Source organism: Pilimelia columellifera subsp. columellifera (genome assembly GCF_039532605.1).
Taxonomy (GTDB): Bacteria; Actinomycetota; Actinomycetes; order Mycobacteriales; family Micromonosporaceae; genus Pilimelia; species Pilimelia columellifera.
This window is the reverse complement of the sequence record NZ_BAAARY010000023.1, coordinates 1-13,149: the sequence shown is the minus strand read 5'-3', so window position 1 is coordinate 13,149 and position 13,149 is coordinate 1. Positions and strand designations below refer to the sequence as shown.

The following is a 13,149-nucleotide window of genomic DNA, read 5'->3' as shown; positions in this document are numbered from 1 at the left end:
GGATGGCGACCGAGGCGCGTTTCCCATCCGTACGGCTGGAGGGCGGGTTGCTGCCCGGCGACCTGCTCACCCAGGTCGCCGACGGCGTGGACCTGCCGGGCCTGGCCCCCACCGAGTACGGCCTGCCGGCCGGCGAAACCCTGCGGCAGGAGGCGTCGCGGGTGTGGGAGCGGCTCTGCGGGGCGTGGGCGGCCTTCACCACCGACCTGGACCGCGCCGCCCCGGCCAAGGCCGGGCACACCCGCGACCGCTGGCTGCACCCGCTGCTGGACGCCCTCGGCTACCACGACCTGGCCGCCACCGGCGCCGGAGGCCTACCGGTCGGCGAGCGCGCCTTCCCGGTCAGCCACCTGGCCGGCCCCGCGCCGGTACACCTGCTTGGCTGGGGTGTGGAACTGGACCGCCGCACCCCCGGCCTGGCCGGCGCGGCAGGCGCCGCCCCGCAGTCGATGTGCCAGGAGCTACTCAACGCCAGCGACGCGCACCTGTGGGCGGTGCTGAGCAACGGGCAGCGGCTGCGGCTGCTCCGCGACTCCACCTCCCTGGTCGGCTCCGCCTACGTCGAGTTCGACCTGGAGGCCATCTTCGACGGCGACCTGTTCGCCGACTTCGCGCTGCTGCTGGCGATGTGCCACCGCAGCCGCGTCGCCGTGCGCGACGAGGCGGTCGGCGCGGCGTCATGCTGGCTGGAACGCTGGCGGGACACCGCCGCCGAGCAGGGCACCCGCGCCCGCGAGCGGATGCGCCGCGGCGTCGCCGAGGCCATCCAACGCGTCGGCACCGGCCTGCTGCGCCACCCCGACAACACCCAGCTACGCAAGCAGCTCGCCAGCGGCGACCTGACCACCGAGGACTACCAGCGGGGCCTGCTGCGCTGGGTGTACCGGACGCTGTTCTGGTTCGTCGCCGAGGACCGCGACCTGCTGCACCTGCCCGACGCCGACCCGCTCGCCCGCCAGCGCTACAGCGACTACTACTCCGCCGCCCACCTGCGCCAGGTCGCCCGCCGCCGACGCGGCAACCGCCAGAGCGACCTGTGGCACAGCGTCACCCTGGTGTGGCGGGCGCTCGCCCGCGAGGACGGCCGCCCCGAACTGGGCCTGACCGGCCTGGGCGGCCTGTTCGACTCCGGCCCGCTCGACGAGCCGATCGACGACGCCGCCCTGGCCAACGAGGATCTGCTGCACGCCATCCGTTGCCTGTCGGTGACCACCGACGACACCGGCCGCCGCCGCACCGTCGACTTCCGCCACCTCGACGCCGAGGAGCTGGGCAGCGTCTACGAACAGCTGCTGGAACTGCACCCCCACCACGACCCGGCCGAGCAGACCTTCACCCTCGCCGGGGCGCACGGCAGCGAGCGCAAGAAGTCCGGCTCCTACTACACCCCGACCGCCTTGGTCGACTGCCTGCTCGACTCCACCCTCAACCCGCTCATCGACCGCGCGGCGGCCGCCACCGACCCGCAGGCCGCCCTGCTCGCGCTGACCGTTTGCGACCCCGCCTGCGGATCCGGGCACTTCCTCGTCGGCGCCGCCCGCCGCATCGCCAAACGCCTGGCCGCCGTCCGCACCGGCGAAGCCGAACCGCCACCCAGTGCCGTCCGCGAAGCGCTGCGGGAGGTCGTCGACCGATGCGTGTACGGGGTGGACATCAACCCGATGGCCGCCGAACTGGCCCGCATCTCGCTGTGGCTGGAGACGCTGAGCCCCGGCGCCCCACTGACATTCCTGGACGCCAACATCCGCGTCGGCAACTCCCTGCTCGGCGCCACCCCCGCCCTGCTCGCCGGCGGACTGCCCGACGAGACGTTCAAACCGATCCTCGGCGACGACAAGAAACACACCAGCGCACTGGCCAAGCGCAACCGCGACGAGCGCCGCACCCACACCGGCCAGGGCACCCTGCTCGACGAGAGCGAACTGCGCGCCGCCCAGCTGCGGCTGGCCCGCACCGCCCGCGACATCCTCGACCGGGAAACTCCGTTCACCCTGGCCGACGCGCACGTGCGGCAGGCGCGGCACCGCGACTACGAACACTCACCCGAGCTGCGGCACGCCCGCGAGGTCGCCGACGCCTGGTGCGCGGCGTTCGTGTGGCCCAAGACCCCCGACGCGCCGCCAGCGATCACCACCCGGGTGCTGGCGGACTTCGCCGCAGACCCGCTGAGCCTGGCCGGCGAGAGCCGCGGAGAGTTGGGGCGGCTGACGGCGGCTTACCGGTTCTTCCACTGGCACCTGGAGTTCCCGCACATCTTCACCGACCCCGCCGGCGACCCGGAGCCCACCACCGGCTGGACCGGCGGCTTCACCTGCGTCATCGGCAACGTCCCCTGGGAGCACATCGAGCTGAAGGAACAGGAGTTCTTTGAGCAACGAGCGCCCGAAATCGCAGCGGCAGCCGGCGCCAAGCGCAAGAAGCTGATCGCCGCGCTACCTCAGACCGACCCCGTGCTCGCCACCGCCTATGAGGATGCCAAGCGGCAGCTGGACGGCCAGCGCCACTTCGGTGGCAACTCGGGCGTGTTTCCGCTGACCGGCCGCGGGCGAATCAAGACCGATCCGCTCTTCGCCGAGCTGGGTCGTTCACTCATCGGCCCGGACGGCCGGTTCGGAATCGTCCTGCCCACCGGCATCGCCACCGACGCCACCACCCAATACTTCTTCCGCGACCTGGTGGTGACGGGGGCGCTCGCCTCGTTGTACGACTTCGAGAATTCCAAGCCGACCTTCGAGAATGTGCATCGCAGCTTCAAGTTCTGCCTGTTGACGATGGCCGGGCGGGGCGAGCGGGTGGCGGCGGCCGACTTCGCGTTCTTCATGCGCGACGTGGCCGATCTGGCACGGGTTGACGCGCGGTTCACGCTGACGCCGGAGGAGATCACGCTGCTGAACCCGAACACCGGCACCTGCCCGGTGTTCCGCTCCCGCCGCGACGCCGAGATCACCCTCGGCATCTACCGCCGTGTGCCGGTCCTGGTCCGCGAAGGCGACCCGGACGGCAACCCGTGGGGCGTGTCCTTCATGCAGGGACTATTCAACATGACGAGCGACTCGCACCTGTTTCACACCCGTGCCGAACTGGAAGCCGACGGCTGGACCCTAACCGGCAACACCTTCACCCGAGGCCCCGCCACCATGCTCCCCCTCTACGAAGCCAAAATGATCCACCACTACGACCACCGCTGGGCCACCTACGAACCCGACGGCACCACCCGCGACGTAACCCTCACCGAAAAACAAGACCCCAACTTCGTAGTCCAACCCCGCTACTGGGTCCCCGCCCCCGACGTAGACGCCAAACTGGCCAACCGCTGGCACCACCCCTGGCTCCTCGGCTGGCGCGACATCACCAACACCACCAACGAACGCACCACCATCGCAAGCCCGTTCCCTCGCTCCGGCGTCGGTAATAACATGCCAATTCACTTATCTAAAACGGACATCGAGATGGCATTATTGACGGCCGACCTTGCTTCTTTCGCTCATGACTTTCCAACCAGACTCAAAGTCGGTGGAACGCATTTGAACTTTTTCATTTATGAGCAGAATCCAGCGTTACCTCCGTGGTTATATCGCCAGCGTTGTCCATGGTCCAAGGAACTGTCCCTAAGTGAATGGCTTGCGACGCTTGTGAAAGAGCTGATAGTTACCGCCTGGGATATGGAGGTATTCGCTGGCGACTTGGGGGACGACGGGCCACCGTTTCGTTGGGATGTTGAGCGCCGGGCGTTGTTGCGGGCCGAGTTGGATGCGGCGTACTTCCATCTCTACGGCGTCGTGCGAGATGATGTCGACTACGTCATGGAGACATTCCCAATTGTCAAGCGGAAGGACATCGCCGCGCACGGTGAGTTCCGTACCAAGCGGCTGATCCTGGAGATCTACGACGCGATGGCCGACGCCATCGTCACCGGTAAGCCATACCAGACCATCCTGGACCCGCCGCCCGGCCACGGCCCCCGCCACCCGGCTAAGACGAACAAATGAGCGGCGTGGGAACGAGGGCGTGGCGGGTGCGCGGGGCCAGCGTCGAGGGCCACAACCTGGTCCCCGAATGGCTCTCCCACGGCTACGTCTCCCTGCCGGCCCGGTACCTGGACCCGTTGCCCGGCCGCCCGGACCTGCGCCGGCTGCGGGCGGCCGTGGAGGTGAATTACAGCGGCAAGCCGTACGACGCCCGGGAGAAGCTGGTCGAGGATCTGCACCGGTTCCTGACTGTGATGCGGGAGGGCGACACGGTGGTCACCACCGACGCCGACCAGCGTCTGCACCGGGGGAGGGTGACCGGCCCGGCCGAGTTCGTCAGCTCCCCGGACGGCCTGGCGAACCTGCGCCGCAAGGTCACCTGGCACAGTGACGCAACCCCGCACAACCAGTTGCCCGAGCGCCTGGTCAGCAAGCTCGCACAGAGCCTGGACGTCGTGGACGTCACCGACGACTTGGACCAGGCCGCCCGCCCGGCCGGCGGCGCGGGCACGCCCCGGCTGGCCCCGCCGACCCGGGAGCTGGCCGACCGGTTGACGGTGGATGTCGCCTGGCTGACTGATGTCGTCGACATCCTGGGCCGCAAGCGGCAGATCGTGCTCGACGGGCCGCCTGGCACCGGCAAGACCTACACCGCCCAGCAGCTCGCCCAGCACCTGGCCACCCCAGACGCCGTGAAGATCGTCCAGTTCCACCCGTCCTACTCCTATGAGGACTTCTTCGAGGGGTACCGGCCAAAGAAGACCGGCGACGGTCCGGTGGAGCTGGATCTCAAGGCGGGCCCGATGCGCGAGGTCGCCCTGCGGGCCGCCGACGACCCGCACCACCCGTACGTGCTGATCATTGACGAGCTGAACCGGGCGAACCTGCCGAAGGTCTTCGGCGAGCTGTACTACCTGCTGGAGTACCGCGACGGCGCGGTGGACTTGATGTATTCGGCGGAGCCGTTCTCGCTGCCGCCCAACGTGTTCCTCATCGGCACCATGAACACCGCTGACCGCTCCATCGCCCCGGTCGACGCGGCGATGCGGCGCCGGTTCGCGTTCTTCACGCTGCACCCCGACGAATCGCCGGTGCGCGGCCTGCTGCGCCGGTGGCTTACCACCCGCGCTCTGCCGACCGAGCCCGCCGACCTGCTCGACGCCCTGAACCGCCAGCTCGGCGCGGAGCACGTCATCGGCCCCACCTATCTGATGGACACCGACACCGGGCGCCCGGATCGGTTGGTCAAGATCTGGGAACACGAGATTCTTCCGGTGCTGGCCGATGCCTTCTACGGCGAAGGCCGCGACGTCCGAAAGGAATTCGGCCTGGACCATATTCGGTCCCTGGTCGCCCCGCCCAGCGCTGGTGACGGCCCGGCATGAGCGCCGGGGCGGTGGTGCGGCTCAGCGAAACCGGTGAGGTGCCCGCCCCGCCGCTCACGCCCGAGCAGCGGGGCGCCCTGGTGCGATCTGGGTGCGTTAAGGTGCGGGCCGCCGCCGACGGCGGTTGGCTGCTGTCCGCCGATGGCAGCGTCGGTGTGATCCGGGTCGGCGACCTGGAGGTGCGGATCGACCCGAAGGTGCCCATCGCCCGCCTGTTCTTCCTCCTCGGCTACGCCAAGAGGATCGACTGGCGGCCGGAGCTGGTTTCGGTCGGCGCCAGGGACCGGTTGCTGCCGGCTGTCGCTGGGGTGCTCGCCCGGCTCAGCGACCGCGCTACCGCCCAGGGCCTGCTTCAGGGCTACCGGGTCGTTCACGAAACCGGCCCGACGCTGCGCGGCCGGATCCGGGCGGCGGATCAGCTGGCCCGTCACCTGGGCCGGTTCCCGCCGTTGGAGTTGGAGTGTGACCAGTTTGGACCGGACATCCCGGAAAACCAGATCCTGCGCGCCGCAGCCGCCCGGATGCGTCACCTGCCCGCGATAGCCCCGGCGGTGTCGGCGACGCTGCGCCAGCAGGACCGGAAACTGCGGGACGTGACGGTCCTGACCCCCGGGCAGCGCCCGCCGCGTTGGCGGCCGGACGCCCGCAACGGCCGCTACCAACCGGCGCTGGCGGTGGCGGAGCTGGTGCTGCGCGGCACATCGGTGGAGTTCGCCACCGGCACGGTGGCCGTCCACGGCTTTCTGGTCCAGATGCCGGCGGTGTTCGAGTCCTTTCTGGAAACGTCGCTGCGGGAGGCGCTGCGCCGCCACGGCGGTGTGCTGCGCGGCCAGGACACCGCGCACCACCTGGACGCGGCGCGCCGGGTGCCGCTGCGCCCCGACCTGGTGTGGTGGGTCGATGACCGGCCCGCGGCGGTCATCGACGCCAAGTACAAGGCCGTCGGGGCCGCGTACGGCGAGGATGTCCGGCACGCCGACCTGTACCAGATGCTCGCGTACTGCACGGCGCTGAACCTGCGCCGGGGGCACCTTGTCTACGCCAACGAGCCCGGTGACCTGCCCACACACCGGGTCCGGCACCGCGACATCGACATCCACTGCCACGGCCTGAACCTGGACCAGGAGCCGGAGCCGCTGCTGCGCGACGTGGCCGCCCTCGCCGAGAAGATCGCCGGCGGAGCGGAGCGCCCACGATGACCACGCTCACCACCGGGTACGGCGCCGCCGCGCACGCGGCGCTGGCCGACCTGGTCGCCGCCGCCAAGGTCACCGACTCGATGGCACCAGTGACCGTCCTGGTCCCCACTGACTTGTGCGGGGTGATCGTCCGGCGCCGTCTGGCCCGCGGTGTCGCTGGCCGCCCGGGCGTCGCCGCCCTGACCGTCCTCACCGTCGACCGCCTCGCCGAACTGTGGGCCGCCCCGCTCATGGCCGCCCAGGGCCGCCAGCCGCTGACCGACCCCGTCCTGGCCGCGGCCTGTCGCCGTGCCCTCGCCGAAGCGCCCGGTCAGTTCCAGACGGTGGCCGACCACCCCGCGACCGTCCGTGCGTTGGCAGTCGCGTACCGGCAACTGCGGGAGGTGGACGTCGCCGGCCTGGGCGCCATCGGCTCAGGCGGGCCGCTCGCCGCTGACCTGGTACGCGTGCACCGGCTGGTTCGGGCGCACGCCGCACGCTGGTACGACGTCACCGACCTGCGTGGCGCCGCCGTCGAGGTCCTGCGCTCCCGCCCGGCGCTGGCCGCTGAGCGCGGGTCCATCGTGCTGTTCCTGCCGCAGGAGCTGACACCGACGGCGGCGGCGTTCGTGGCAACGCTGGCTGCTACCCAGTCGGTGACCACCATCTGCGGTCGCACTGGCGACCCGGTGGCCGACGCGCCCATCACCGGCCCGACGATGTCCACCGCCGATGCCACGGCGATGGACGCCGCCGCAGCCGGCGGGAATGGGCCCGGCGACACGCCTACCCCGCCGCGGGCTGATCGGGTCCTGCACGCCTCCGACGCTGACGACGAGGTCCGTGCCGTCATCCGCGAGCTGCGGGCCACCCTACGCACCACCGCGCCTGACCGGGTCGCGGTCCTGTACTGCGCCGCCAAGCCGTACGCCCGACTGCTTGCCGAGCAGGCCGACGCCGCCGGCCTGATCTGGAACGGGCCGGGCGTGCGCCCGACCATTGAGTGCGCGTATGCCCGGCTGCTGCGCGACCTGCTGCCGTTGGGGGAGCGCAACTGGCGTCGCGACGAGGTGCTGGCCTGGATGTCCATCGCCCCGATCCGGCTGCCCGGCACCGACCGGACGCTGCCGGTGGCGCGGTGGGAGCGGGTGACCCGCGCGTCCGGCGTCGTCGCCGGCGACGACTGGGACCGCATGGGCGACTACGCCGCCCGGCTAGCCGCCAAGGCGAAGGAAGCGACCGCATCCGGCGCGGACGGGCGCGGCGAAGCGCTGCTGCGGGAGGCCGCCGAGGTCGACGAGTGCCAGCAGTTCCTGTCTTACCTACGCCACTGGTGGACCGGGCTGAGCACCTCTCGGTCGTGGGGCGGCCTGGCCGACGTCGCCCACCACGCCTACGACCAACTGGTCGGCGACCTCGCCGAGCAGCCGTGGCTGCCGCCGGCTGAGGCCCGTGCCATCACGCGCGTTCGCGGCATCCTGGCGAGCCTGCCGCAGCTGGCGGAGCTGGAGGAGCACGCCGACATCCACGCGCTGGCGTCCACCCTGGAGCTGGTCCTCGCCGACGATCGGGGGCGGCACGGCCGGTTCGGTGACGGTGTGCTCATCGCGCCGCTGTCGGCGGCGGTCGGGCTGGACTGCGACCGGGTGTTCATCGTCGGCGCCTCCGACGACCTCCTACCCGGCCTGAGCACTGAGGACCCACTGCTCCCCGAGCGGATCAGGACGCGCGTACCCGGGCAGCTGCCGACCGCCGGGGACCGGGTCGCGCGGACCCACCGGCACTTCCTAGCCGCCTGTGCGGCTGGCCCGACCACGGTGTCGTTCGCCCGCGGCGACCTGCGCAAGACCAGGCAGCGGCTGCCGTCACGATGGCTGATGCCCTCTTTGCGCGCACTGGCGGACGGGCCAGCCGCCCCAACCGACTGGCAACGACTCGACGGCCAGCGCATCGTCGGCGTCCCCTCATACCACCACGGCCTGTGTACCACCGACCGGCTGGCCACCGCCCAGGAGTGGCGGACCCGCGCGGTGACGGCCGCCCGCGCCGCCGGTCAGCGTCCAGAGTCGGCCTTCGACGATCCGGTGCTGCGCGCCGCCGGGGACCTGCGCGCCGGGCGCGCCAACCCCCTACTCAGCCGCTACGACGGCGACCTGACCAGCGCGGACGTTCCCGACCCCACCGCGACAGTCGTCTCGCCGACCACGCTGGAGTCCTGGACCCGTTGCCCGCACGCCTACTTCATGCGCCGGCTGCTGGGCGTCGAGCCGGTCATCGCGCCGGAGGAGATCCTGACCGCCAGCCCGCTGGAGACCGGCACGCTCATCCACGAGGCGCTCGACGAGTTCTTCGCCGAACAGCAGGCCGCAGGCGCCGTACCCGGCCCGGGGCAGCAGTGGACGACGGCCCAGCACGCCCGCTTGCGGGCGATCACCGAGGGGCGGGCGGACGGGCTGGTCCGGGCCGGCGTCGCCGGGCATCAACTGCTGTGGCGCCAGGAACTGCGCCGCATCCTCGATGACCTGGCCCACCTGCTGCACGACGACGACGCGCTGCGTACGGACGGCAGCCGCCGGCAGGTGCGTTCCGAGTTGGCCTTCGGCTGGCACGACGCCGAGCCGGTCACGTTCACCCTGCCCGACGGCCGGACGGTGCGGTTCCGCGGCAGCGCGGACCGGGTCGACACCGACGGCGACGCCATCGTGGTCGTCGACTACAAGTCCGGATCGGCGACCTCCTTCCTGAAGTTGGGTGAGAGCGACCCGACGGGCGCGGGGGAGAAGCTGCAGCTGCCGGTCTACGCGGCCGCCGCCCGCCAAGCCCTCGGCCGGCCGGACACGCCGGTCACCGCCGAGTACTGGTTCCTGCGCAAGCACCGCGGCCACCGGGTGCGGCTGCCGCTCACCGAAGCCGTCCACCGCCGGTTCGTCACCGACCTGGCCACCATCGTCGACGGCATCGGCGGCGGCCTATACCCCCACCGGCCCCCGGAGACCGACGGCTTCGGCGGTTACATCCCGTGCCGGTACTGCGACCCCGACGGACTGGGCACCGCCGACCACCGGCAGCGCTGGCGCCGACACCGGGCCGACCCGCGCCTGCGCCGCTACCTGGACCTGATCGGAGACTCCACCGATGATGGATGACCTGGAGGCCCGCCGGGCGATCCGCGAGCAGCTCGACCGCACGCTGTTCGTGGCGGCCGGCGCCGGTTCCGGCAAGACCAGCGCGCTGGTGGACCGCGTCGTGCACACCGTCCTGGCGGGCACCCCGCTGCGGCACGTCGCCGCGGTCACCTTCACCGAGCAGGCCGGCGCTGAGCTGCGCGACCGGCTCCGGTTGGCCTTCGAAGACCACGCCGACAAGCCGGCGGCTCACGAGGCGCTCGCGGAAGTCGACGCGGCCGCCATCGGCACACTGCACGCGTTCGCCCTGCGCCTGCTCACCGCGTACCCGATCGAGGTGGGCCTGCCACCGCTGGTGGACGTGCGCGACGAGGTCGCCTCCGGCGTGGCTTTCGACGCCCGTTGGGAGAGCACCCGCAGCGCGCTACTGGAGGATCCCCGCGTCACCGACGGTTTGCTGCTCGCCCTCGCCGCCGGGATCACGCTGGACAACCTGCGCAGCCTGATGCGTGCGCTCAACCAGAACTGGGATCTGGTCGTCGACCGCCTGGCTGACCCGCCCGCTCTGCCGGTTGTGGACATTAGCCCGATCCTGGCCACCGCCCGCCGGTTCGCGGACCTCGCCGACCGCTGCACCGCCGCCGACGACAAACTCCTGGCCCGCCTCGAGCTGCTGCGCGGCCACGCCGACACGCTGAGCCAGGCGCCCACTGACGCCGACCGGCTCGCCGCCCTGGAGCCGCTGGTCGGGCTCAAGTTCGGCCGGTTCGGCAAGGCCGCCAACTGGCCGGGGGCGGACCTGGCCACGCTGCGCGCAGACCTGGCCGCGCTGACCAGCGACTGCGCCGCCTACCGCACCAGCATCATCGACGCACTCCTGCGGCTGCTCGCCCACCGCATCGGGGCGGAAGTCGTGGCCGCCGCCCAGGCGCGGCGGGCGGAGGGCCGGCTGGAATTCCACGACCTGCTGGTGCTCGCCCGCGAACTGCTGCGCCACCCCACGCACGGCGCTCGCGTCCGGGCCGAGCTGCAGCAGACCTACCACCGCCTACTCCTCGACGAGTTCCAGGACACCGACCCAATCCAGATCGAACTGGCCGTACGGATCGCCGCCGGCGCCGCCGCCGACGCCGACGACTGGGCCCAGATCCCGGTCCCGGAGGGTCGACTGTTCATCGTCGGCGACCCCAAGCAGTCCATCTACCGCTTCCGCCGCGCCGACATCCGCACCTACCTGCGGGCACAGCAGCACATCGGCACCGATCTGGTCCTCGACACCAACTTCCGCACCGGCGCCGGCGTACTGGCCTGGGTCAACGCCGTCTTCGGCACCCTGATCGCACCGGTGCCCGACGCGCAGCCCCCGTACCAGGCGTTACGTGCCCACCGAGGCGAACCCCCCAGCGGGCCGGTGGTGGCGACTCTCGGCACTGCCGCCCACCACGACGGCCCGGACGCCACCACCGTCCGTGAGCGGGAAGCCGCCGACGTCGCCTACACCGTCCACCGTGCCCTCACCGACGGCTGGCCGGTGGCCGACGGCGTCGGTGGCTGGCGCCCGGCTACCGCCAGCGACATCGCCGTTCTGATCCCCACCCGCACCTGTCTGCCGCAGCTGGAGGCAGCCCTCGACGGCGCCGGCATCGCCCACCACGCCGCTGCCAGCTCGCTGGTCTACCGATCCTCCGCGACCCGGGCTCTGCTGGCCACCGCCCGCGCCATCGACGACCCCAGCGACGCCCTCGCACTGGTCACCGCGCTGCGCTCGCCGCTGTTCGGCTGCGGCGACGACGACCTGTGGGCCTGGCGCCGCGCCGGCGGGCGGTGGAGCATCCTGGCCCCACCGCCCGCGGACATCGCCGAGGATCAGCCGGTCGCCGCCGCCCTGCGGTACCTGCGCCGGCTGCACTACCGCCGCTCCTGGCTGGCCCCCAGCGAACTACTCACCACCCTCATCACCGACCGCCGGATGCTGGAGACCGCCGCCGACTCCGATACCGCTATCGAGCAGTGGCGCCAGCTGCGCATCGTCACCGACGCCGCCCGGGCCTGGGCCGACGTCACCCACGGCGGCCTGCGCGACTACCTAGCCTGGGCGGCGCGCCAGTCCAGCGACTCCGCCCGCGTCGCCGAGGCACTGCTGCCCGAGACCGACGCCGCCACCGTACGGATCATGACCGTGCACGCCGCCAAAGGTCTGGAATTCCCGATCGTGATCGTGGCTGGACTCAGCAGCCGACCCGGCGGCGCGCGCCGCGGCGTGGAGGTGCTCTGGCAGCCCGACGGCGGCTGGCACATCAGCCTCGGCCGCGGCCTGGCCACCGCCGACTTCGACCTGGCCAAACCCGTTGACGAGGAGATGGACCACCACGAGCGCATCCGTCTGCTCTACGTCGCCTGCACCCGCGCCCGCGATCATCTGGTCGTCTCGCAACACCGCTGTGCCCGCCGCAGCCCGGCCGAGCCGGGCAAGCTCACCAACGCCGAGTTGATCTCCGAGGCCTGCGCCGACCTGCACCCCCAAACCATCGCCGCACCAACGCAGGAGCCACTCACCGGCGAACGCCCCGCCCCGCCGGTGGACCGGCCCGAGCCGTACGAGCAATGGCTCGAAGGACAGCAGGACCTGAGCGCGCGGCTGCGCCGACCGGTAGCGATCCGCGCCTCCAGCCTGGAAGGCAAGGCCGGCACTATGGTGCGGGCCGCTGTCGACCTGGCCGAACAGCCCGTTGACCCCGGCCTGGCCAAGGACGCCCGCGACCTGGAGCTGCCTCCGTGGAACAAGGGCCGGTACGGCACCGCGATCGGCCGTGCCGCCCACGGCGTCCTGCAGACCGTCGACCTCGCCACCGGCGCCGACCTGCCCGCCGTGGTCGCCGCGCAGTGCCTGGCCGAGGGGGTGCCCGGCGCCGGTGAGCTGGTGACGCAGCTGGCCCGCGCCGCGCTCGCCAGCCCAGTGGTACAGCGGGCGGCGGCCGGGCCGCACTGGCGGGAGACGTACGTCGGCGCCAGGCTCGGAGCCCAGATTCTGGAAGGAATCATCGACCTGGTGTACCGCGACGACGACGGCCAGCTCGTCCTCGTCGACTACAAGACCGATGCCACGCCGGTAGCCGCCCTCGACCGCCGGACGGAGTACTACCGGCCGCAGATTGCGGCGTACGTGGCGGCGCTGGCGGACGCCACCGGGGAGCCGGTCGACCGGGCAATCCTGCTCTTCCTGCATCCCGACGTCGCCATCGCCCGCACCGTCCCCGCCCTGGCCCAGGCCGTCGTCGACGTACGGCGACACGCACCGGCCCTCGCCGCCCTCCCGTAAGCCGCGACCGCCGCTCATCCCGTCGACCGAATCGTCGACCCGAGAACCCGAGTGATAGGGGCGGTTTCCAGCGGTCCCTCCCTGTCACGCTGGTGTGAGACAGCTCGTCTACCAGGAGATAGTCTTCCTGGACGGCCCTGAGGAGAGCACATCAGCATGGTGTTGAAGCCCCAT

General features: G+C 71.6%; 5 protein-coding genes. All 5 read left to right on the top strand.

The window, feature by feature from the left end; translation table 11 throughout:
- Positions 1 to 2 precede the first annotated feature (2 nt).
- From ABD287_RS16640 to ABD287_RS16620, 5 genes are read left to right on the top strand one after another with little or no spacing between them, the layout of a single operon-like run.
- Entirely contained in the window at positions 3 to 3,989 is a 3,987-nt protein-coding gene (locus tag ABD287_RS16640; protein WP_344174145.1) for an Eco57I restriction-modification methylase domain-containing protein, read from the top strand.
- Complete coding sequence (locus ABD287_RS16635) at positions 3,986 to 5,353, top strand: AAA family ATPase (protein WP_344174143.1); 1,368 nt, start codon at positions 3,986 to 3,988, stop codon at positions 5,351 to 5,353. The genes ABD287_RS16640 and ABD287_RS16635 overlap by 4 nt, the downstream gene beginning before the upstream one ends.
- Positions 5,350 to 6,552, top strand: a complete 1,203-nt coding sequence (locus tag ABD287_RS16630) for an McrC family protein (RefSeq protein WP_344174141.1) — start codon at positions 5,350 to 5,352, stop codon at positions 6,550 to 6,552. Before ABD287_RS16635 ends, ABD287_RS16630 begins: the two co-directional genes overlap by 4 nt.
- The gene (locus ABD287_RS16625) at positions 6,549 to 9,677 is read left to right on the top strand and encodes a PD-(D/E)XK nuclease family protein (RefSeq protein ID WP_344174138.1); all 3,129 of its coding nucleotides are present in this window, start codon (positions 6,549 to 6,551) and stop codon (positions 9,675 to 9,677) included. The genes ABD287_RS16630 and ABD287_RS16625 overlap by 4 nt, the downstream gene beginning before the upstream one ends.
- The gene (locus ABD287_RS16620) at positions 9,667 to 12,975 is read left to right on the top strand and encodes a UvrD-helicase domain-containing protein (RefSeq protein ID WP_344174136.1); all 3,309 of its coding nucleotides are present in this window, start codon (positions 9,667 to 9,669) and stop codon (positions 12,973 to 12,975) included. Before ABD287_RS16625 ends, ABD287_RS16620 begins: the two co-directional genes overlap by 11 nt.
- The last annotated feature ends 174 nt before the right edge of the window (positions 12,976 to 13,149 follow it).

Bases quoted from the DNA above. Each gene is read 5' to 3' on its own strand.
- ABD287_RS16630 (WP_344174141.1), top strand. From the start codon at position 5,350: ATGAGCGCCGGGGCGGTGGTGCGGCTCAGCGAAACCGGTGAGGTGCCC.
- ABD287_RS16635 (WP_344174143.1), top strand. From the start codon at position 3,986: ATGAGCGGCGTGGGAACGAGGGCGTGGCGGGTGCGCGGGGCCAGCGTC.
- ABD287_RS16625 (WP_344174138.1), top strand. From the start codon at position 6,549: ATGACCACGCTCACCACCGGGTACGGCGCCGCCGCGCACGCGGCGCTG.
- ABD287_RS16640 (WP_344174145.1), top strand. From the start codon at position 3: ATGGCGACCGAGGCGCGTTTCCCATCCGTACGGCTGGAGGGCGGGTTG.
- ABD287_RS16620 (WP_344174136.1), top strand. From the start codon at position 9,667: ATGATGGATGACCTGGAGGCCCGCCGGGCGATCCGCGAGCAGCTCGAC.